Below are 21,033 nucleotides of genomic sequence, written 5' to 3' on the forward strand. Positions count from 1 at the left end.
TCTCTTACTTGCTTGATGGTACTTGGATGTCAATGAACTTGAAGCACTCGGTGGATACTTCCCCAAGCCATCCGGACTTGGTATTCAGTCCCGTGACGACCTTGACGAAGTCGATATACTCCAGATGTATGGGCTTCCCGTTGGAGTCCATGGCATCCTTGATCCTGAAGTGATTGGCATTAGGTGCTGCGCCGTAATTGATATCATCGGTCAGTCGATCTATCGGGCTGAAGTTGTCCACATACCCCCACTCGTACTCAGGATTGATCCAGTAGGTGCCCTGACCGGACTGGTCAAAGTTGGCACTCTTAAGACGAGTCCCTCTGAGGACATATCTATTCGGCTTGACCCATATTGGATAGTAGGAGTCTTGCTGGTGGAAGTTGAGCCAGTCTATCTCTCCAGTGTTGCCCATATTGTCTGCCCAGAGGACATTTGATCGGGCCGTTGCAGGACGGAAGTAAGTCACCTCATAGTCCTGTATAGTCCCCTCCTTACCGGTCTCACTACCTCTGAGTTCATACCAGTTGTCATCCGGGAGACCATTTCCATTCTCATCCTGCATAACCCACACAATGCCCGGCTCAGAGCTACCCTTGAAGGAATTGCCCATTACAGCGAAGTCGTACCCCTTGAAAGCGCCGGTATTGGGGATACTGTGGTCAAATCCAATGACGAGATATCCTCCAAACCCACCCAGTGAGACATAGACATCCTGTGACAGTCGCTCCTCAGCATACTTGATAGCATCATCCATGGTGTGAGCACTGTATCCCTCGTTGACAAACTGTCCCGGAGCGGCGAGGAACTCGTAGACCTTGCCCCCGTACTTACTACTCTTCGCAGGATTAAAGCTTCGGAAATGTGCATCGGGCTCTCCCACCTGCACCGGTATGATCGACTCTCCCGCTCTCTCTTTCTTCGCTCCGCTTGGATCTGTCTTGTAGGCGCAGACCTTCACCTGCAGGGTCCCCACCCGGGTGGGCGTATAGACGAGTATCGGCCCGGTCTGACCCTCAATCACCTGTCCGTCCACGGACCACTCATAGGAGATGTTTTTCGTGGTGCTGATCCGGGGCTCTATACGGAGCGGACGACCTACCGTGCCGGAGTGCTGCGGATAGGGGAAGCTTATCTCTAGTGGTATGGAGGGGACCACCACCACCTTGACCAAGTAGTCGTCCTCACCATCATCATTCTGAGTAAAGAGGTGGACGAAGTGTACGCCCTCCTTGTCTGGTCGGAGCTCAAAGACCGGCTCGCTGGAAACCGCCTTCCCATCAAGCTCCCAGGTATACTTGATATTCTCCGTATTGGCTATCTCGGGGGTGAGCGTCAGAAGCTCCCCTATCTCAGCCAAGATGTCATTGCCCTCCTTCATCCCGATGATGGGTAGCTCGAGGTCAATAACCTTTACAACGATCTCCTGCCATGCTGTTCCGTCTGCTGTCGAGACGCTATACTTAATGGTGTAGTCTCCGGTGATGGGGAAGGAATACTCGAGGTTCTTCTCTGTCGAGATGACCCTACCGTCCAGCTTCCAGGAGTAGATCGCATTAATGTTGTCATTAGACACCTCAGGTGTGATCAGCAGCTTGCGATCAGGCTTGATGGTGTACGTCTTCTCCATAGTGATCGTAGGTGGCATCTTTGACTCGATGTCCCTGCACCCAGAGAGGCCGCCTACTAAGAGTAGGAGCATAGTAAGCAGCAGATTGGCTTGAAGAGTGTGTTTCATGGGCATGAATGAGTTATTTGTGATACAGGAAGGCAAAGTGCCCGGGAATATCCCCGGTGTCGGTCTTCCACTTGAGGTATCCGTCCTTGCCGTAGCAACGCAAGTCTCCAGGCGTTACGTAGTCAAGGGCGTCTGTGATGTATATATCTTTATTGATAGGATTGACCGCTATACCATAAGGTATGCGTATGTCCTCCTCCGTGTGATCCTTGATGAAGTTGGTGGAGGTGAGCTCGTGGGTGCGTATGTCAAATGTCCCATAGGTGATGGTATTTTGCTGGGTATTATAGCTCCAGTCAACGGCATAGAAGTAGGCCTTGTCTGTCTCGTAGTCGATGTAGAGATTGGTGACCGCCTTGCTAAGAGTATCGATGACCTGGTCGGTCTTAAGGTCGATGAAGAAAAGCCTCGATGGATGATCATAATAGTCTCCTCTGCTGGTGACGATTAGCTCCTGTGGTCCATTACTATCCTCAGACAACTTCCCCTTACGCAGTCGGTGGAGGTTAATGTCCACATCAATCTTCCTCTCTTGAGTAAAGGTATTGAGATCAATGACGGAGATCGTATGGTCGTAATTGGGGAACATATAGCCACCGGAGTTGGCTACATACAGCTTCTGCCTATTCTCCTTACGGTCGTACCAGATCACCATCTCCTCCGGCTGATAGCCTACATTGCAGGTCCGGGTGACCTCCAGCGTGGTAGTGTCGATCTCTGCGACATAGCCGACACGGGCGTTTTGGTCAAATTTCACCGGTGCCACATATGACGAGGCGTAGGCCTTACCATTAGCTTCATTGAATATGATGTACCTCACGTTGGGGATCTTGATCATCCCGATATGCCTGGCTGTGCGTGCATCCATCACTTCGATGAAATTGGAGACATTAATCACGGCGTACAGCTTACTACCGAAGATCCCAATGTCATTGCCGACGTCACCCAGCTCCTTGACCATATGAGGATTAGCTTCCGCATAGACATTCCGATGGTACACCCCGGTGCTCAGATCACAGTAGTCGAGAGTCGCCTTGTTACTCCCCATATTACCCTCGTTTAGGAGATAAAAACCTCTCAGATCCTTGTAGTCCTCGTGAGGGATATTGAGTTCATTGGAGACGACGGGCAAGATCTCATACTCCCCTCGGCAGCCTACGAGAGTCAGGCTGCAGATAAGTAGTAGTGCGATAGTATGTGTAAGTCTCCGGATCATGGCAGTATTTCTTAGAGGATCAGCGCAATAGTAAGCTTATAATTACGTCCCGGCATCGGGTAATTCAGCACCACATCATAGTGCTGATCAAAGATGTTATTGATATCCACGGAGGTCCTGATAAGCCCCTTCCCGCCAAAACCGGTGAAGACCTTCCGGAAGGAGAGATCGCTTGTGTACCATGGGAGCATACGACTATTCACATCGTTGTACTTAGCATTGTATCGTATGCCGGTATAGATGAAGCTGTAATTCACGCCCCAACTCTTGTAGTCCATCATCGTCGTGAAGGAGCCACTGTGCCTGGGAATGTAGATGATCTGGTGTCGATAGTTCTTGTCCTCACTCGAGGTGACATCAATGGCACTCTGGTACGTGTAGCCGGCTCGGCAAGATACGGCGAAGTCCGGTAGGAGCATTGTCCCGAGAGAGGCATTGAGCTCTAGACCGGTGACCTCCACCTGTCCGAGATTGAGCATCATCCAGCGAAACATATTCCCTGCCGGGACGGCGATGATCTTATCAGTGACGTGATTTAGGTACGCCTCTGCCTTGAGATCGACTTTCCGCAGCCACCCCTCGGAGCGCTCCAGATCGTAGTGTACCCCGAGACTGAGCTGTCTGGTGTACTCTGGCCTAAGGGCAGCATTGCCTATAAATGTGTAGTACAGGTCATTGAAGGTCGGCATCCTGAAGATGCGCTTGTAGAAAGCATCGATGGTGAGATCGTGCTCCTCCCACGGCTTGAAGGAGAGAAAGACGGAGGGAGTGAAAATGTCCTTCGGTGGGGCAGCTGCATTTCTCTTTACCGTCTCCCGGACAATCGTCTCAAGACCGCTGAGCTGGAGTGTCAGCAAGGATCCCCAGCGGAGCTGTGTCGCCAAGGCGATGAGGGCGGTGTGTCGTGTAGGCTCGGAGAAGTTGACTAGATTGGCCTTCATCATATTATACTGGTAGTCCGTCGAGAGACTGATATGCCACCAGGGGCGTATACGGAGTAAGTTGGCCGCTGATAGGTACACCTCATGCTGCAGGTACTCGTTGTCCACATAGGTGGGGCTGGTCCACTCATCATCGACATATCGGGTGTAGTCATTGGCATACTTGACATTAAGCTTCAGGGCATAGAGATCGGAGAAGTCCATACTGTACTTACTCTGGACGAAAGCGTTCTCATCAGTGAGCCGCTGTCCGTGCTTAAAGACATTTCTGATGATGGGACCGGGCAGACCTCTGTGAGACTGGTAGTAGTATCCGTGTATGTCCCATGCTCCATTCTCGAGGGTCTTGTAGAGAGATGCCTCTACACGATAAGCTGTGATATCGCTATTCTCTCGGTATGCAGTGGTGTCGTATGCCGTCACTCCGTCTTGGAACAGTCGTCGGTACTTGAAGGGGTAATTGCCGCGAGATCGGATAACCTCGGCGTTGGCACCTATGGCATAGTGCCGAGGCAGTTTACGCTCCCAGAGGATGGAGGATGATAGGTAGCCGAATGAGCCACCCCTCGCTGTAAGTCGGAGATTACTCTCCTTGCCATCAATGAAGCTCGGATTACGTGTCTTGATGTATACAGAGCCGGCACTGCCAAAGTCCTTAGCCGGCTGGAAGATCATACTCCTCTGACCATTGTAGAGGGAAATGGATGCAATGTTGTCCATTGAGAATTTCCCGAGGTCGACTTGTCCGTTTTGGGCGTTTCCCACCTCTATCCCGTCATAGAATATCCCAACATGCTGGGAGCCCATACCTCTGATATTGATCGTCTTGAGTCCGCCAATACCTCCATAGTCCTTGATCTGTACACCCGAGAAGAAGCGCACCGCATCCGCTATAGAGAATGTACTCATCCGCTGCAGTGAGGGTCCCTCAAGCACCTGTCCCCGGATCACCTCTTGTCTCCGGATAGTCTCCTGCACGACCACTTCGGGGAGGCGAAAGAGCGTATCCGAGAGACTGCTCTGTGCCGAGAGACGGCAGGAGCAGGTGACAGCGTACAGTAGGAAAAGCAGGGCACCTATAGACCTTCTTTTTATCACCACTCTGACTCTCTTCGCTCTACTTGTGCCTGCACTCCTAACCAAAGGAATGCAGACTATTGATCTATCAGTTACTTATTGATCCACTCATTCGTGAACCGGTAGTAGAAGTCCACGCCCGCCGGGCTAGCGCCCTCTCTCGAGCCGTAGAAGAACTCCCCTACAGGAGCAGGCTGGTCACCGACAGTGTAATTGAATACCGTACTTGTGGTATAGTCCTTGGAGGTCCCTATCCACAGCTTCCCGGTATACTTATCGACACCCATATATCCGTAATTGACATAAGGGGTGATGATGTACTGACTGTCAAAGGTGTCGGTCTCATAATTGTACCGAGCGGCCGTATAGGAATTGAAGTCTGAGGTACCCCTGAAGTAGAGGTAAGGATCAGTGAAGGATGCACAGGCACCTATGTTGGGTGACCATGTGGCAATGGGGAGTGTGATCTGTGCCGGAGCCTCTGCTTGATCGATGATATTCCCCTCCTTATCCAGCTCCACGATCAGCGGGTTAGAAGTGAATTGAGCTCCCCACTGCATATTTCCGGTAAAGGTGCCGGCAAAGAATGCAAATAGGTTCCCATTGGCACCCTTAACCACGTCCTTACACTGCCGTCCCTCCATCTTCACCGTCTTGATGACCTTTGATGTTGTGGGGTCCAAGATGCTTACACCGTGACCATGAGCGAAGTAGATATTCCCCTTGGAGAGGATCATTCTGGCCTTGATGGCATTCTCTTTTGTCCAGAGACCATAGGTTCCCTCAATGTCTTCGGAGATCTTTGTCACCTTATCGTCTGCCAGGGTGATCTCTCGCATACCGCCCGTTCGCTCATAGTCAGACGAGCCATACTGGATGAAGATCTGAGTGGGACTGGTGACGATCAGGTGCTGAGGCCATGCATGGGCACCATTGGCCTTAGGATCGGTGATCGGGATGTCAAGGGCATCCTTGCTGAGCATCTTCATCGTCTTGAGATCACAGATGACGAGCCTTCCCTCTCCGCCAAGATCCTTACGCGTACCATTCTGAGTGATGAGATAGACCTTGTCCTTGTAGATGAACATATCCTGCACCACATTGCCAATCGTCTTGCCGGGATTAGCGTTGCGGAAGATGTGCCGGTACTCTCTCCCTTCCCCATCGTAGTACATCAGCATCCCATTGGAGTCGGTCATATTGCCCTCCACGACGACGAAGACACCCCTCGGGTCGGTAAAGTCGGCTACTCTCACATCTGTGGAGGCTCGATAGAGCTTCCCGTCTGCATCCACTCCCTCCACGACGATGATCCCACCAGAGCAGTAGGAGCCCGATGCCGGAGGAGTTACCTCTATGGCGAGGGGGAAATTCTGACCGATGCGGACTGTCCAGCCGTCAGGCTGCTTGGCGATCGTCAGGTCTTGGATGCCCTCAGCATCCAGCTTGATGGATCGTGTCTTCTCTCCGTACTCAAAGGAGTGGTACGGAGCTCCCTTAGGCTCATTGATATGAAGATGAGTGGCTCCGGCTATCGGCAGGGTGAAGGACTCTCCTCCGGCGAGCGTGAAGACAACCACGCCCTTTCTCTTGTCAACCCTGACATCCTTGAAGAAGGAGTCTCCCTGAGCTTTGACCTCTTTCCCATCAGGGTCTTTCAGTCTCTCTCCGTCAACAGTCCAGAAGCCATCACTATCAATGGCAATCGAGGGAGAGTGTCCCGGGGCACCGGGCTCTCCCTTCTCTCCCGGGGCACCGGGCTCTCCCTTCTCCCCGGGGGCACCGGGCTCTCCCTTCTCCCCGGGGGCACCGGGCTCACCCTTCTCTCCCGGGGCACCGGGCTCACCCTTCTCCCCGGTGGCACCGGGAGCTCCATCATTGCCTGTGACGGGGATCTTATTGCCCTCCTTATCTGTGAGGAAGACCTGAGTCCCATCAGGCTGGATAAGTACCCAGTAGAAGCGGTCTCCCTCCTTGGCGATATTGACCTCAGCCGGTTTCCCATTCCGGATCTCTATCGGCTGTGCATTGCCACTCAGAGTGATTCTCCATCCCTCATTATCGGGAAGAGGTGTCACACCCGTGATCACATTCCCTTTGGAGAGGGCGTCTACTACAGTCTGTGCAGATGTGATCTGATCTCTCAGCTGCTTGAGCTCTGTTTTGATCTTGTCGACCTCCTTCCAGAGACCGCTGTCGTCATAGGAGCAACCCAAGGCTATCACGAGGACAGCCAACAGCGACAAGACTCGACCTGTGTTTTTTGTCATACTCTACTCAGTAAGATGATATAAAAGTTAAATAAACTCCTCCTGTGTGGGGTGAGGATGTGGTCGGTGAGCGATTGAGTACAATCAGCACCCTCTACGTCAAAGCGGGAAAAACACACCGATGATGGAGCTCCTCATTCCCCGAAGCTCACATCTCATATACTCGTGGCAGGTCTTCCGGCTTGCTTCCTCCCCCCTCACATCCTTCCCATTACCATAGCGGCAACAGTGGATCTAATAGAGTGTGCGGGGAGCTTCATAGTGAAGCTTACGGCAGTGGGTCTGCTCAGGTTTTGCACCTGATTCCCTTTTCATCGTCTTACCCTTAGACACAAGGCAGACGACACCAAAGTATGTGTTCGCAATATTAGCTATTTTTTTCATTCCCCACAAATGAGATCCCAGAATAACAACCCATTGATGGCTCATCGTAGGTATAAGAGTACCAACTGATGTATTTAGAGATCCCCTCACCTCACTATTCCTCAGATGGGCGAATCTGCACGTGTGGCTAATGAAATGAGAGTAGGTGAGGTAGCCGATCTTACGGGGGAGTAACCGCAACTACACCTCCTCCCACACCTCTACTCATTTGAGGAAAGCTTTGACTTGTATTGACCACAGTCACCCGCCACAACTATCCACCGAGACGTACACAACTGTGCGCATAGCACGTAGGCAATAGTATTCTCTGTCAGAGCCGGTCCGGCGCCTGCCGGAGGTGCTGACGGTGGAGGAGATCGACCGGCTGATCGACAGCATCGACCTGAGTACGGCTCACGGCGTACGCAATGCCGCTATGCTGGAGTTACTCTACAGCTGCGGGCTGCGGGTCAGCGAGTGCTGCGAGCTAAAGTACGAGCACATCTTCCTCGAGCACAAGTACCTCCGCGTGATGGGGAAGGGGAGCAAGGAGCGGCTCATACCGATGTCCGACACGGCGGTGGCGCGGATAGAGGACTACATCCCGATCCGGCAGGAGATCCACGAGAAGCCCGGCTTCCGGGACTACCTCTTCCTGAGCCGTCTCGGGCGACCGCTCTCGAGGCAGATGGTATTCATGGTGATCAAGGAGCTGGCCAAGGAGGCCGGCATCCAGAAGCCCATCTCCCCGCACACCCTACGCCTCTCCTTTGCCACCCACCTGCTGGAGGGCGGTGCCTCCCTCTCCGCCATCCGGGATATGCTCGGGCATGCCGACATCGCCACGACGGAGATCTACACCCACGTCGAGCTGACCGGACTCCGCGACGAGATCCTCACCCACCATCCCCGCAATAAGTAATCCCCCCGTCAGCTCCGTCTTGGTGGAAAAAGGAGATAGCGGATCTTGCGAAGGAGATACGATAGACGCCCCACCTCCAGCCCAGGGATACGGAAGTGGTGGTCTCTCGCAAAGCGACGGATATCGGCTATCATCTCCTGCCGATCTGCCTGAACCGCCTTGTGTCGATCCGGATCTAGCAGGAGTGATCCCTCATTTCGCCTATAGAAATACTCCGCCCCGGGGACGGTGACGATGCGATCGGCGTAGTAGACCGCTCGGAAGGAGAATGGCAGATCCTCGCAGTATCGGCCGAGAGGGAAACTGAGCTCGTGATCTCGGATAAGATCGGTCCTGATCAGGTAGCGCCAGGCGTAGCCCCACTTGCCGACATAAGTAGCGCGCATCTTCTCCTCCACATCAGTGAAGACCCGCTCCTTGGTGAAGAGCTGTGTGTACTGTGGTGCGGCCTCATTGACCATACCGGCAAAAGCCATGTCGGCATCGTGTCGCTCCGCTGCCTCTACGAGTCGCTCGTAGAAGTGACTGCTGATTTGGTCATCTACGTCGAAGAAGTGGATGTACTTCCCCCTTGCCTCCCCGATCCCTCTGTTGCGGGTGTAGGAGCTGCCACCATTCTGCTCATTTCGGAGGACGGTCACCCCGGGATGGCGCGAAGCCCTCTCTACGGAGCCGTCACTGCTGCAGTCGTCGATGAAGAGCACCTCCAGCTCCTCATAGTCCTGCTCGTGGATGCAGTCGAGGCAGCGGTCGACATACTTCTCCCCATTATAGCAGGGGATGATGATCGTGACAAGTGGCTTGGTATTCATTGCTTGAGATCTTCTGTGAGATCGGTCTGACGAGAGGCAAAGAGCCTGCGACGGAGGTACTCGAGTCCGAAGCGGAGGAAGCCGCCATTCACCCCGGGGATGCGCTCCCCCTTCTCCTCCGCAAATCGGCGCACCTCCTCCCGAGACCGCTGCCTGTCTCTCCTTCGCCTCAGCTTATGAGCCTCGTCCCGGGTAGTCAGGATCGAGCCCTCGTTGCGGATGTAGAGATACTCGGCATCGATGGCAGTGGAGACGGCATCAGCGTAGTAGAATGCTCGGATGGTAAAGGGGATATCCTCCATAAGGCGTCCCTCGGGGAAGGTGATCCGGTGCTCCCGTAGCAGAGAGGTGCGGAAGAGGTAGAGCACCGAGTAGCCCCAGCGACCGGGATAGGTAATGCAGTACTTGGATCGCCCGGTATAGGTCTTGATCTGAGTGAAGCGCTGATTGTGGTAGTACCGCCCCTGGAAGACCGCCCCCCCGATCACGATATCCGCACCGGTAGCCTGTGCTGACTCTGCCATCCGGAGGTAGTAGTCGGAGCTGACCCGGTCGTCGACATCGAGGAAGTGGACGTACTGCCCATGCGCCAGCTGTATCCCCCGATTTCGGGTGTAGGCGAGGCCTCTATTTGACTCATTAGAGATCAATGTCACCTCCGTATATTCCGCAGCGAGGGCGGAGGAGTCATCCGTACTGCCGTCGTCGATCAGCAGCACCTCCAGGTCTCGGAAGCTCTGCCGCCGGATCGAGTCAAGGCAGCGATGCACATACTTTGCCCCATTGTAGCAGGGGATGATCACGGTGATGAGTGGAGTCATATATCTATGGATCTGAAGCGCTCGGGGAGTCTGACCACCCGTTTGCGACCGGGCATAAGCGGCTTATTCCAGGCAAAGAGGGGGCGAAAGAGTCTCTGTAGGCGGCGCGCCCTTCTCAGGATTCGATCTGCGTCAATAGGTGTGCGGGTGGAGGTGAAGTGAATGGTCCTCGCACGTCGGGAGAGGTGATTTCCCCAGTCCACACCCCGCTCGCCCTGCCGTGCTTTCACCATCTCGAGGTCGCAGTAACCGGCATGGATAAGGTAGAGATCGGGGAGGATGTGGAGGTTGTGCCCCCTCACTCTGTGGAAGCCGCTTCCCCAGTCGAGAGGGCGGGTGAGGATGCAGCTCTTAGTGTAGCGAGCGGTCAGCACGGCATAGCGACGCTGCTCGAGGAGGGAGCGATCGGGATCCAGAGGAGCCTCCTCGTCAAGCCGCTGTCCCAGGTCAAGTCCCAGAGCTGAAGCGTGGCTCTCCGGTCGGTGCTCCGAGAGGTACTCCCTCAGAGAGAGACCGGTCCGAGGGTCGGGCACGACGAATTCGTCACTATCGGTCCCGAGGATCAGATCGTACCCCTCATCGAGCAGACGATGAGCCAGCCTCGTCAGGAGTCCGATGCGATACTTATCGCCTGCCGAGCGAGAGAGAGACCGATGGGGCAGTTTCGTGATATGGACCTCCTCCAGCGTGTCGATCGGGATCTCCTGATCCTCTCCATCGAGGTAAATGAAGAGGTGATCGTACCCCAGCTCTCGCCCGTAGTAGCGGATCCATCGGGAGAGGAAGAAGGAGTCGTTACGCGCCATCGTCACGGCGGCTATCCGCATCGTGTCACTCATTGCGTCAGTCGCTCTGTCAGGTCGGTCTGACCACCGCGTAGGCGATTGGAGACCTTGTGCAGGAAGTAGGAGATGAGGTGGGAGTCTCGTCCCGGTCGGCGATGCACCCCGTGTGCAGCGAGGAAGGTCTTGACATCCTCCTCCGCAAGATCATATCCCTCGGCAAAGGCTCTCCTCACCTCCGGATCGTCCGACTCCGTCAGAGAGTCCGCCTCGTAGCGGTAGAGATACTCCGCCCGGGGAGCAGTCGCCACCTTATTGGCATAAAAGAGTGCCCGGACGGCAAAGGGCAGATCCTCCACGAGTCGTCCGACCGGGAATCGAAGATCCTCATGACGGCGAATAAAGTCGGTGCGGAAGAGGTATCTCCAGACCACACCTATCTTGCAGACATAGGTGACCCGAAGCTTGTCCATCGTCCCTGTGTAGACCCGAGGGGTGCGGAAGATCTGAGACTTCTCCGGCACATACTGGTAGACGAAGCTACAAGCGGTGACGTCTGCCCCGGTCTGCTCTGCGCGCCGAACCATCGCCTCATAGAAGTTGCTGCTCACCTCATCGTCGACGTCGAGGAAGTGGAGATACTTCCCCTTCGCCTCTTCGATGCCTCTGTTGCGTGTGTAGGAGACACCCCGATTGGTCTCGTTGCGCAGCAGTTTCACAAAGGGATACTTCGCCACCGCATCAGCCGTCTCATCCGTACTGGCGTCATCGATCAGTAGCACCTCCATGGGACTATAGCTCTGCCTCTCGAGGGCGGAGAGACAGCGCCCCACCACCTTTGCCCCATTATAGCAGGGGATCACCACAGTGACTAAGGGACTCATACTACTCTGATAAAATCTGTGTCAGGAAGCGCTCCCACTCATCGGTGATCGCATCTATGTCGTACCGGTGCGACCACTCTCTGCCGGCCCGCGACATCTCCTCCCGCCCGGCATCGTCCTCCATCAGTCGGGAGAGGCTCTCAGCGTATGCTCTGAGGTCAAAGGGGGGAACCATCACCCCCAGCCGCCCCTCATCGGTGACATCCCTGAAAGCGGCATAGCTGTCGAAGGCGATCGGCACCACGCCATACTGAAGCGCCTCGAGGATCACGAGGGGCAATCCCTCGTAGCTGCTCGAGGAGACCAGGACCGCAGAGCGGCTTAGGTAGGGCTGCGGGGAGCGCACGCCCTCGAAGTGGATCCTCTCCAGATGGAGTGTCTCCGCCCGCCTCCTCAGGTCACGCTCCACCCGCTCGTTTCCCCCTCCCACGATGTAAAGCGACCAGTCCGGGAAGCGATCCTGTATCATCCCCCACACATCCAGCAGGCGGTCGGTTCGCTTCTGACCGTAGTCGAAGCGTCCCACATAGAGGAGCATTTTCTCCTTAGGAAGCTCTGCCGGTATTTCGGTCGGGTCGTAGGTGTTGGGATTGGAGATACTGATCAGCTTGCCCTCCGAAGCGTTACCTACCAGGTCTCTAAAGATCGGTACATAGGAGGGCGAGAGAAGCACGATCGCATCGCCGACTCTCGAGATGAGCCGCCACTGTCGGAGAGCCTTGTGGCGCCGGAAGAGGTACTCCGCCCGGTGGAGGAAAGGAGGTGTCCGGCGCTTAAACTTGTACATCGTCGGATCGGTGTGGATCTCAAAGACAAGTCTTGCCCCCAGTCGGTCGGCCACCTCGGCGAGAAGCAGTGCCAGCCGACGGCGGTAGGCATTGTGGCAGACGATCACATCGACGTCGTGGACTCCGAAGTACTCCACCAATGCATCAAAGTTAGCCTTGGAGCGAATACGCTGCTTATCCGGCAGAAGGAGGTTCTCAAATCCCTCTACCGAGGGATAGCCCTCCTCCACGGCTGCCAGACAGACGTGGTGCCCCCGGGCGGTAAGCGCACGGGCAACTCGGGCACCGACCGCTTCGATCCCGCCCATGACCGTATTGAAGGTCCACCAATTGACAAACGCTATATTCAAAACTCTCTACTCTGACTTTTGGTGCAAGTTACTCATAATTACCGAGAGGGCATACGCCGAAGTTCCCCTCAGACCTGCGCCCCCAAACTAAACCCGGTAATAGTGATCACTAATACCGGGTTTAGAATTCACAGACCTCTATCCCGCTCGATACGATACTCCCCGGCGCCTGCATAGGGGATGAATGCGGGATATGTCGGGGGTGTGGTGTCAGAGAGGGGAACCGGCGGAAAAGTCCCTGCAGGATCGATCCGGCGCGTGATTAACGACGGCTCTCAAATGCGTCACCTCTCCTCTTGCCCCGGGATTACCGAGACCAAGAGAGAGATAACCCTTATATTTGCGGTGAAGTATCAGGCCAGCTACTCGCAAAGCCACCGGTGATATGAAGATAATAGACTATTTCAAGAGACTGAATCATCGTCGGCTGTCTCGCCGACAACCACGGAAGCATCAGAGGGCTGCCGCCGTCTGGTACGGACTGATAGACGATTACTACAAGGGGAAGGCTAAGCACTACGAGGTGATGCCGAAGCACCCGGAGTTGGTGGGGGAGAAGATCATCTGGCAGTACTGGGCACAGGGTCTCGACGAGAGTAAGCTCCCGGAGATGATCCGCCTCTGCTACGCCTCGGTGGATCAGCGCAGGGGAGACTACCGGGTGATCCGTCTCTCGGATGAGACGGTCAGCGAGTATATCGATCTCCCTCCGATCGTGGATCAGGTGCGGCAGTCCAATCCTGCGATGATGATCGCCTACTACTCAGATATACTGAGGCTGGCACTCCTCTCCGCTTACGGAGGCGTGTGGCTCGACTCGACGATCTTCATGGCCGGACCGTTTGAGCCTTACTATACGGAGCCGGAGTTCTTTATGTTTCAGAGAGATCCCTCGGAGCCGCTAAAGAAGTACTGGCGGGATCATCTGCCCTTTGCCTTCGACTGGCGAGAGGAGTATCGGACCAATGTGCAGAATGCGATCATCTTTGCGAAGCCACAGTCGGAGGTGATCGGCACGCTGCTGGATATCCTGATCCTCTACTGGGAGAGGAAGGAGGATCAGAAGTTTCCGGAAGTGTACTTATTCTTCCACATACTCTTCGACTGCCTGGTGGGGCGAGAGGATGGTCGGCTCCATGACCACAATTGCCGGAGGATCAGCGATACGAATGTGGAGATCCTGCAGCGGATGATGTTTGACGACTGGCCCGCCAAGTACGGCACGACGGAGGAGATCCTGGAGCGATACCACCTGCAGAAGATGACCTTCAAGGTCGATCACCCCACCTACCTCCACTTAGTGGAGCTCTTAGAGGAGTCCGGTCACATGCCTTACATTTAGACTTAGCGGGCGGTCTCGTCGGTGTCGGAGAGCAGGTCGGAGAGGACGAAGAAGCTGCCGCCGACGAAGAGCGTCCGGACAGAGTGCGCCCGGCAGTAGTCGATCGCTGCACGGTACGCCTCCCGCACATCCTCGATCACCAGCGCCGGCTCGATGCCGTGCGACCGCGCGTGCTCGGCAAAGTCCGCAGCGCTCATCGCGCGCTCCACATGAGCCCGAGTGCAGATGAGGTGCGTCTCCTTCGGCAGCCGCTCCAGCACGTGGTCGACATCCTTGTCGGCCGACATGCCCAGCACCACGGCCAGCCCCCCATCAGCAGCCCACGTCTCGAGCTGAGGACCGAGGTAAGCCCAGGCACCGATATTGTGCCCGGCATCGATGAAGATCCGCGGGTCGCTCTGCCGGATCATCTGTAGCCGACCGCTGAGACCGAAGTCCGCCACCCGGGCGACTCCCTCCCGGACCATCTCCGGGGTGATCCCATACCGATCGCGGATCAGCTTGATCGTCTCGAGGACGGTCCCGAGATTCTGCAGCTGGTATGCTCCCATGAGTGGCAGATCGATGGTGCCAAAGGTCTTTGTCTCCACACGGTACCCTACCCCCTCGATCTCCTCGTGCGACAGGATCTCATCCGACCGATCCGCCAGCGTGAGGGGCGCCTGCTCCTCAGCTGCCTTAGCCCGCACCACCTCCAGCACTGGCTCATCGATGCTCCGCCCCAGCACCACCGGGGTATGAGGCTTGATGATCCCCGCCTTCTCATGAGCGATCTCGCTGAGCGTGTTACCGAGGAATTGCATGTGATCCATGCTCACATTCGTGATCACGCTGACGAGGGGGCTGAGGACGTTGGTACTGTCAAGCCGACCGCCCATACCCACCTCCACCACGGCGATGTCCACCCTCTCATCCACAAAGTAGCGGAAGGCGAGCGCCGTGGTCAGCTCAAAGAACGACGGCTGCAGGTGGTCCCCCAGGTCGCGGAGAAATTGCTCCACAAATCGGGTGATGTACTCCTCCGGGATCATCTCCCCATTGATCCGAATCCGCTCCCGGTAGGTGACGATATGGGGCGAGGTGAAGAGCCCCACCCTCAGTCCGGCCGCCCTCAGCACGGAGGCGAGGAGGTAAGAGGTAGAGCCCTTACCATTGGTCCCCGCCACATGGAGAGCGGTCAGCTCCCGATCCGGACGGCCACAGGCGGAGAGGATCTCACGCGTCCGCTCCAGCCCCGGCTTATAGGCCCTTCCGCCCTCGATCTGATAGACCGGTAGTTGCTTAAATAGAAAGTCCAGTGTCTCCTCGTAAGTCATAGTACTGCTTATTGTTTCTTGGTCGTTGGTTTCTTAGTCTGGGGGCGCCGCTTCGTTACCGGGTGCTGGCGGTCGTAGAGCTGCCGGAGGTACTGCCCGGTGTAGGACTCCTTGCACTCCATCAGCTCCTCCGGTGTGCCGGCAAAGACGAGGTGTCCCCCCTCAAGACCACCCTCGGGTCCCAGGTCGATGACGTGATCGGCGAGCTTCACCACCTCCAGATTGTGCTCCACGATGACGACGGTGTGCCCCGCCTCCACCAGCCTCCGGAAGGTTCCCATCAGCGTCCGTATGTCGTGTATGTGGAGGCCGGTGGTCGGCTCGTCGAAGATGAAGAGGCTCTTCTCCGTCACCCCAGCGAGGTAGGAGGCGAGCTTGAGTCGCTGACTCTCACCGCCAGAGAGCGTCGACGACGACTGCCCCAGATGGACGTACCCCAGCCCCACATCGCTCAGCACCTGCAGCCCCTGCAGGATGGAGGAGACCTCCTTAGCCTCCTCCGTGAGGGGGGTGAAGAAGTCGATGGCCTCCTCGACCGTCATCTCGAGGAAGTCGTAGATATTCTTGTCGTGGAAGGTCACCTCAAGGATGTCGTCCTTGAAGCGCTTGCCGTGGCACTCCTCGCAGAGGAGCCGCATATCGGCCATAAACTGCATCTCCACGGTGACGTAGCCCTCGCCCTGACAATTTTCGCACCGACCGCCCTCGCGATTGAAGGAGAAGTCTCCCGGTCCGAAGCCCATCTGCCGAGCCAGCGGCTGCTGCCCCATCAGCGACCGCAGGTCGTCGTAGAGGCCGATGTAGGTGGCGGGGTTGGAGCGCGAGCTGAGGCCCAGCGCATCCTGATCCACATACTCCACCCTGTCGACGGCATTGAGGTCCCCTCTCAGCCCCTTCATCTCCAGCTTGACACCGGAGAGCCCATAGAGCAAGTACTTGCTCATCCCCTCGTAGAGCAGGTCCTTCATCAGCGTACTCTTGCCGGAGCCGCTCACCCCGGTGACCACGGTGATCACCCCGAGGGGGATGGAGACATCGATATTCTTCAGATTGTGCCGATAGGCGCCCTTGATGTCGATAGTGTGGGAGAAGGGGTGCCGCTCCTCCGGCCACGGGATCATCATCCGCCCCGTCATGTACTCCACCGTCAGGCTCTTGCTCTTACGTGCCGGCAGTTCCGCAGGGCTCCCCTCATAGACGATCTCTCCGCCGAGCCGTCCCGCCAGCGGTCCCAGGTCGACGAGGTGGTCCGCCGCGCGAATCATCTCCTCATCGTGCTCCACGACGACCACGGTATTGCCGGCATCGGTGAGTCTCTTGACGATGTCGATCAGTAGGTGGCTGTCCCTCGCATGAAGTCCTATCGAGGGCTCGTCAAGTACATAGAGCGCACCGATGAGTCCACCACCGAGCGAGGTGGCAAGGTTGATCCGCTGACTCTCGCCCCCGGAGAGGGTCCCCGAGACGCGGTCGAGGGTCAGGTACCCGAGGCCGATGTCGACTAAGAGCCGCACCCTGCGGCGGAGCTCATCGAGCAAGCGCGCGCCCACCTTCACATCCTCCTCCGGCAGTTCGAGCGCATCCAGCCAGTCTGCCAGCTGGCTCACCGGCATCTCCACGAGGTCGCCGATGTCCTTGCCGCCCACCTTGACATAAAACGCCTCCTTCCGCAGCCGCCGGCCCTGACAGTCGGGACAGAGCGACCGACCCCGATAGCGTGCCAGCATGATCCGGAAGTGCATCTTGTGCTGATTTTCTCGCAGGAAGTCAAAGAAGTCATCGATCCCCCGGACCCCTCTCCCGCCATGCCAGAGGAGATTTTTCTCCTCTCTCGTCAGTTCGTGGTAGGGGGTGTCGAGGGGAAATCCCCGATCCCCTGCCTGGGTCATAAAGCGCTTCTGCCAGCGAGACATCTTGGGTCCGTGCCAGCACTGGACACACCCCTCACGGACGGAGAGGGACTTGTCGGGCACCACGAGGTCCTCATCGATCCCCATCACCATGCTGAAGCCCTCACAGGTGGGGCAGGCACCGATGGAGCTATTGAAGCTAAAGAGCTTGTCCGTCGGCTCCTCGAAAACGATCCCGTCCGCCTCGAAGCGGTCGCTGAATGAGCGCGCCCCGCCTCTCCAGACGATCCGACAGTCGCCATGCCCCTCAAAGAACGCAGTCTCCACCGAGTCTCCTACCCGACCCCGGGCAGCATCGGCATCACTCTCCACCCGCAGGCGGTCGATCACCAGAAGCATCTCACCGAGCTGCCGGGCGGAGGGGAGCTCTTCCTTCCCCTCTACGAGATCATTGATCCGCTGGACCTCGTCCCCGACCAGCACGCGCGAGTAGCCATTGGCCCTCAGGATGGCGAGGTGGTCCATCGGCGACCGGTCGCCGGGGATGAGGAGCGGGGCGCAGATCATGTAGGGCGTGCCCTCGCCGAGGGACTGGATAAAGTCGACCACGTCCTCTGTCGTCTCACGCTTCACCTCCTCCCCACTAATGGGGCTGAAGGTGTGCCCCACCCGGGCGAAGAACATCCTCAGGTAGTCGTAGATCTCCGACGAGGTGCCGACGGTGGAGCGGGGGGTCCTATTGGGGATCCGTTGCTCGATCGCGATGGCGGGCGGGATGCCGAGGATATAGTCCACCTCGGGCTTGGCCATCTTAGCGACAAACTGTCGGGCGTAGACACTCAGGCTCTCGACGTAGCGCCTCTGACCCTCCGCGTAGAGGGTGTCAAAGACGAGCGAACTCTTTCCCGAGCCACTCAGACCGGTGAATATGGTGTAGTGGTCCCTCGGGATCGAGAGGGAGACATTCTTCAGGTTATTGACCCGGACGCCATGCGCCACGATATACTCCTCGGTGTCGGTGGGGTCTGTCTGAGGGTCTTCGTGTAAAGTCTTTTTCGCCATAGATGATGCTGCTGGTGAGGCACCGACATCAGCCGGGACCTCCGTAGGTCATTAGCCTGTAAAGGTACCCATTTTTGCCGACCCCCACCCACCCCTTGAGCTCTTGCCTCAGGGGTGACGTTTTTGGATTTGCCCGAGGTCTCCCGGGTAAAAAGACGAGCACGCCTGTCGGGGTGCTCTCCCTGCCGACCTCCTTAGGGTCATCGGACAGGAGCGCATGTGAAGACCGCTACATAGGCGACTCTCCCGCAACCGAAGGATGCACGCTCCATAGGCATCGGTCGAGGCACGAAGTGCCGATGACCGATGTATAAACGTACACATCATCCCTCGCCCCCTTGCGGGTCGCCGGCATTGGAGATGTGTGCTCGGCGACCCACAAGGGGTCGAGGTGGTAGGCTGGGGCTCTGTACATCGGTCACCGCTTCGCGGATGACCGATGCCTATGGAGCGAGCACCCCTGTCGGGGTGCATCGTTCACCACTCTTCACAATGAGTGGATAGGCTTCTGTACCGCTCAAATGCGTCACCCCTGGCTCTTGCCTGTGGCGAAAAACTAATACCGATATTAGTCGAGCCTAATATCGGTATTAGTTTTCTCTTTTACCGGTATTAGATTTCGCTCTCCTCAGGGCGGTGCGGCAGAAATCGTTAACTTTGTCATCCACAGATGACAATTTAGGAAGAGAATCCATGAGAGAGACCAAGATAGACTTCATCCGCCATACCCGCCTACACAACGTAGACGGCTCCTTCTGCTACGGAGCATCCGACCTGGATGTGGCAGAGAGCTTCCGGGAGGAGGCGGAGAGCGTGAGGCGCGCCCTCGAGGGACGTACGTACGATGCCACCTTCACCAGCCCGCTCAAGCGTGCCCGCAAGCTCGCCGCTTACTGCGGCTACGAGACAGCGACGATAGATCCTCGGCTGGCGGAGCGAAACTTTGGCGAGTGGGAGATGAGACCTTGGGATGAGCTCTACAGTGAGATCCGCCGACAGCCCGACCTGCTCCTCCTCGAGGAGCGAAATCCCGAGCTGGTGACGCCTCCGGGGGGTGAGAGCATCGACGAGATGCGTCGCCGAGTCACGGACCTCGTAGAGGAGGTCTGCCTCCATCCGGAGTGGGAGCGGGTCGCCTTCTTCTGCCACGGTGGCGTGATCAATATGGGACGGTGGATCAAGGGGGTGATCGACTTCTCTGACCTCTTCATCGACCTACCTCACTACGGCAGCATCACCACCCTGAGCTTTACGCCCGAGGAGCTTGCGCATACCGAGTAAGCGACACTTTTGGTACCTTTACATCACAGATAACCAATCAATCAATGGGGAGAGATGAGTAATAGATCCACAAGACCCTGCCCGGTAGGCGGCAGCACCGACTGCTCCACGGCACGACCATTCTTCATCGGTATGATCGTCGGTATCGCCGTACCCTGCACTGTGACACTGCTGGTCGATCGGTGCATACGGCGATCTCGGGAGAGTTGCCCGCCTGTGTGCGAGCGACATATGATGTATGACGACGGCTCTCTGGAGCCCGAGCTATTATCAGAGAGATGACTACGAAATGAAAAAGAGAAAGTTCCTCACCCTCGGCGGACTCATTGCCATCGCAAGGAAGCAGATGGGCAGGATGTCCGTAGAGGATATAAAGAGGTATGGAAAGCACTTTAGCGAGCTCGGACTCAAGGATAAGGTCCAGGAGGTGGCACGCCTCGCCGGCGAGCAGATCCTGCTCCCTGTGCTGCGCCTATGGTATGTCTTCCGCGCCGACAGCACCCCGGCGGTCCGCAAGGCGTACATCGCAGGTGCGCTGGGATACTTCATCCTGCCGGTCGACCTGCTCCCCGATGCGCTGGGGCTCCTTGGCTTCTCCGATGACCTCGGCGTGGTGCTGATGATCACGAAGTGGGTCAGCGAGCTGATCACACCCGAGATCGAGGCGCAGGCGCAGGCGACCTACCGCAAGCTTACCCCCTGCCTCCACTCAGCCGACACCCATTTAGTCACCCGCGAGTAGATCCTCCGACCGAGGAGCTACTCACTGTCTACCTCCTGCCGGCTAAAGGCTCGAGGGAGTATCAGGTTGTCCGGCAGCTGAGACTCGTCCCCGATGGACTGCCAAAGCAGACGTCGCACCGTCGCCGGCTCCCACCCGGCTATGCCGCATCCGATGAGAGTGAGGTAAAAGGTGTTACGCGGGTGCTGCCGCACGTATGCGATGAAGCGCCTGAGGCTCTCTCTGAGCTGCTCCTCAGTGACCCGATGGTGGGTAGCATCAAGCGTCGGGATGGCGTAGGTCCTCCCCGAGGGTCCCTCACCCATCCCCCACTCAGCCCCGAAGCGCTCAAAGGCCTGCAGCGCTGCCCCACCGCCGTGATGGCCGAGGACATTGGAGCCAAAGACAAAGACCTCATCCGGACCGAGGGCGGTGATCAGGTCAGGGGTATATCTCACACGATTCATAGGCTACAATTCTTTTTAGGGTAAAAAAAA

The 21,033-nt window shown here is 56.8% G+C and carries 17 protein-coding genes and 1 riboswitch; of the genes, 4 read left to right on the forward strand and 13 right to left on the reverse strand.

The window, feature by feature from the left end:
• Positions 1-4: 4 nt before the first annotated feature.
• From AC1EKE_RS04825 to AC1EKE_RS04840, 4 genes are all read right to left on the reverse strand, one after another.
• Entirely contained in the window at positions 5-1,738 is a 1,734-nt protein-coding gene (locus AC1EKE_RS04825; protein ID WP_480308484.1) for a PKD-like domain-containing protein, read from the reverse strand.
• Between the two features lie 13 nt (positions 1,739-1,751).
• Positions 1,752-2,954, reverse strand: a complete 1,203-nt coding sequence (locus tag AC1EKE_RS04830) for a YncE family protein (protein ID WP_296161787.1) — start codon at positions 2,952-2,954, stop codon at positions 1,752-1,754.
• An 11-nt stretch (positions 2,955-2,965) separates the two neighbouring features.
• Entirely contained in the window at positions 2,966-4,993 is a 2,028-nt protein-coding gene (locus AC1EKE_RS04835) for a TonB-dependent receptor plug domain-containing protein (RefSeq protein WP_480308485.1), read from the reverse strand.
• 71 nt (positions 4,994-5,064) lie between these two features.
• Positions 5,065-7,242 (reverse strand): DUF5074 domain-containing protein, encoded by a 2,178-nt coding sequence (locus AC1EKE_RS04840; RefSeq protein ID WP_480308486.1) that lies wholly within the window; start codon positions 7,240-7,242, stop codon positions 5,065-5,067.
• 149 nt (positions 7,243-7,391) lie between these two features.
• Positions 7,392-7,608: riboswitch (cobalamin riboswitch) on the reverse strand.
• A 364-nt stretch (positions 7,609-7,972) separates the two neighbouring features.
• On the opposite strand from AC1EKE_RS04840, the gene AC1EKE_RS04845 reads away from it, so the two are divergent.
• Positions 7,973-8,527 (forward strand): tyrosine-type recombinase/integrase, encoded by a 555-nt coding sequence (locus AC1EKE_RS04845; protein ID WP_480308487.1) that lies wholly within the window; start codon positions 7,973-7,975, stop codon positions 8,525-8,527.
• An 8-nt stretch (positions 8,528-8,535) separates the two neighbouring features.
• On the opposite strand, the gene AC1EKE_RS04850 is transcribed toward AC1EKE_RS04845, so the two are convergent.
• The 5 genes from AC1EKE_RS04850 to AC1EKE_RS04870 are packed head-to-tail and all read right to left on the reverse strand — an operon-like array spanning position 8,536 to position 12,964.
• Entirely contained in the window at positions 8,536-9,339 is an 804-nt protein-coding gene (locus AC1EKE_RS04850; RefSeq protein WP_480308488.1) for a glycosyltransferase family 2 protein, read from the reverse strand.
• Positions 9,336-10,160, reverse strand: a complete 825-nt coding sequence (locus AC1EKE_RS04855; RefSeq protein ID WP_480308489.1) for a glycosyltransferase family 2 protein — start codon at positions 10,158-10,160, stop codon at positions 9,336-9,338. Before AC1EKE_RS04855 ends, AC1EKE_RS04850 begins: the two co-directional genes overlap by 4 nt.
• Positions 10,157-10,999 (reverse strand): glycosyltransferase family 2 protein, encoded by an 843-nt coding sequence (locus tag AC1EKE_RS04860; protein WP_480308490.1) that lies wholly within the window; start codon positions 10,997-10,999, stop codon positions 10,157-10,159. Before AC1EKE_RS04860 ends, AC1EKE_RS04855 begins: the two co-directional genes overlap by 4 nt.
• The gene (locus AC1EKE_RS04865; protein WP_480308491.1) at positions 10,996-11,826 is read right to left on the reverse strand and encodes a glycosyltransferase family 2 protein; all 831 of its coding nucleotides are present in this window, start codon (positions 11,824-11,826) and stop codon (positions 10,996-10,998) included. Before AC1EKE_RS04865 ends, AC1EKE_RS04860 begins: the two co-directional genes overlap by 4 nt.
• Before the next feature lies 1 nt (position 11,827).
• Positions 11,828-12,964, reverse strand: a complete 1,137-nt coding sequence (locus tag AC1EKE_RS04870; protein ID WP_148130700.1) for a glycosyltransferase — start codon at positions 12,962-12,964, stop codon at positions 11,828-11,830.
• A 385-nt stretch (positions 12,965-13,349) separates the two neighbouring features.
• Between AC1EKE_RS04870 and AC1EKE_RS04875 the strand changes: the two genes are divergently transcribed.
• Entirely contained in the window at positions 13,350-14,306 is a 957-nt protein-coding gene (locus tag AC1EKE_RS04875) for a capsular polysaccharide synthesis protein (RefSeq protein ID WP_070466676.1), read from the forward strand.
• A gap of 2 nt (positions 14,307-14,308) precedes the next feature.
• Here the strand turns inward: AC1EKE_RS04875 and AC1EKE_RS04880 are convergent, their stop codons facing one another.
• On the reverse strand, positions 14,309-15,622 hold the full coding sequence (locus AC1EKE_RS04880) for a bifunctional folylpolyglutamate synthase/dihydrofolate synthase (protein WP_480308492.1): 1,314 nt from the start codon (positions 15,620-15,622) through the stop codon (positions 14,309-14,311).
• A gap of 8 nt (positions 15,623-15,630) precedes the next feature.
• On the reverse strand, positions 15,631-18,534 hold the full coding sequence (gene uvrA / locus AC1EKE_RS04885) for an excinuclease ABC subunit UvrA (protein ID WP_480308493.1): 2,904 nt from the start codon (positions 18,532-18,534) through the stop codon (positions 15,631-15,633).
• A gap of 693 nt (positions 18,535-19,227) precedes the next feature.
• On the opposite strand from uvrA, the gene AC1EKE_RS04890 reads away from it, so the two are divergent.
• Positions 19,228-19,815: a histidine phosphatase family protein gene (locus AC1EKE_RS04890; RefSeq protein WP_480308494.1), complete on the forward strand. Its 588-nt coding sequence runs from the start codon at positions 19,228-19,230 to the stop codon at positions 19,813-19,815.
• A 41-nt stretch (positions 19,816-19,856) separates the two neighbouring features.
• Here the strand turns inward: AC1EKE_RS04890 and AC1EKE_RS04895 are convergent, their stop codons facing one another.
• Positions 19,857-20,003: a hypothetical protein gene (locus AC1EKE_RS04895; RefSeq protein WP_480308495.1), complete on the reverse strand. Its 147-nt coding sequence runs from the start codon at positions 20,001-20,003 to the stop codon at positions 19,857-19,859.
• 101 nt (positions 20,004-20,104) lie between these two features.
• Here AC1EKE_RS04895 and AC1EKE_RS04900 point away from each other — a divergent pair, with 101 nt between their 5' ends.
• Positions 20,105-20,557 carry a YkvA family protein gene (locus tag AC1EKE_RS04900; RefSeq protein WP_480308496.1) on the forward strand — a complete coding sequence of 151 codons (453 nt, stop codon included), beginning with the start codon at positions 20,105-20,107 and terminating at the stop codon, positions 20,555-20,557.
• Between the two features lie 17 nt (positions 20,558-20,574).
• Here AC1EKE_RS04900 and AC1EKE_RS04905 read toward each other — a convergent pair whose 3' ends face one another.
• Positions 20,575-21,003: an A1S_2505 family phage non-structural protein gene (locus tag AC1EKE_RS04905; RefSeq protein ID WP_480308497.1), complete on the reverse strand. Its 429-nt coding sequence runs from the start codon at positions 21,001-21,003 to the stop codon at positions 20,575-20,577.
• Positions 21,004-21,033: the final 30 nt, after the last annotated feature.

The organism is Porphyromonas sp. C0041D3, from assembly GCF_056590575.1.

Bases quoted from the DNA above. Each gene is read 5' to 3' on its own strand.
- AC1EKE_RS04890 (WP_480308494.1), top strand. From the start codon at position 19,228: ATGAGAGAGACCAAGATAGACTTCATCCGCCATACCCGCCTACACAAC.
- AC1EKE_RS04860 (WP_480308490.1), bottom strand. From the start codon at position 10,999: ATGAGTGACACGATGCGGATAGCCGCCGTGACGATGGCGCGTAACGAC.
- uvrA (WP_480308493.1), bottom strand. From the start codon at position 18,534: ATGGCGAAAAAGACTTTACACGAAGACCCTCAGACAGACCCCACCGAC.
- AC1EKE_RS04880 (WP_480308492.1), bottom strand. From the start codon at position 15,622: ATGACTTACGAGGAGACACTGGACTTTCTATTTAAGCAACTACCGGTC.
- AC1EKE_RS04900 (WP_480308496.1), top strand. From the start codon at position 20,105: ATGAAAAAGAGAAAGTTCCTCACCCTCGGCGGACTCATTGCCATCGCA.
- AC1EKE_RS04850 (WP_480308488.1), bottom strand. From the start codon at position 9,339: ATGAATACCAAGCCACTTGTCACGATCATCATCCCCTGCTATAATGGG.
- AC1EKE_RS04875 (WP_070466676.1), top strand. From the start codon at position 13,350: ATGAAGATAATAGACTATTTCAAGAGACTGAATCATCGTCGGCTGTCT.
- AC1EKE_RS04825 (WP_480308484.1), bottom strand. From the start codon at position 1,738: ATGAAACACACTCTTCAAGCCAATCTGCTGCTTACTATGCTCCTACTC.
- AC1EKE_RS04855 (WP_480308489.1), bottom strand. From the start codon at position 10,160: ATGACTCCACTCATCACCGTGATCATCCCCTGCTACAATGGGGCAAAG.
- AC1EKE_RS04865 (WP_480308491.1), bottom strand. From the start codon at position 11,826: ATGAGTCCCTTAGTCACTGTGGTGATCCCCTGCTATAATGGGGCAAAG.
- AC1EKE_RS04830 (WP_296161787.1), bottom strand. From the start codon at position 2,954: ATGATCCGGAGACTTACACATACTATCGCACTACTACTTATCTGCAGC.
- AC1EKE_RS04895 (WP_480308495.1), bottom strand. From the start codon at position 20,003: ATGCACCGATCGACCAGCAGTGTCACAGTGCAGGGTACGGCGATACCG.
- AC1EKE_RS04905 (WP_480308497.1), bottom strand. From the start codon at position 21,003: ATGAATCGTGTGAGATATACCCCTGACCTGATCACCGCCCTCGGTCCG.
- AC1EKE_RS04840 (WP_480308486.1), bottom strand. From the start codon at position 7,242: ATGACAAAAAACACAGGTCGAGTCTTGTCGCTGTTGGCTGTCCTCGTG.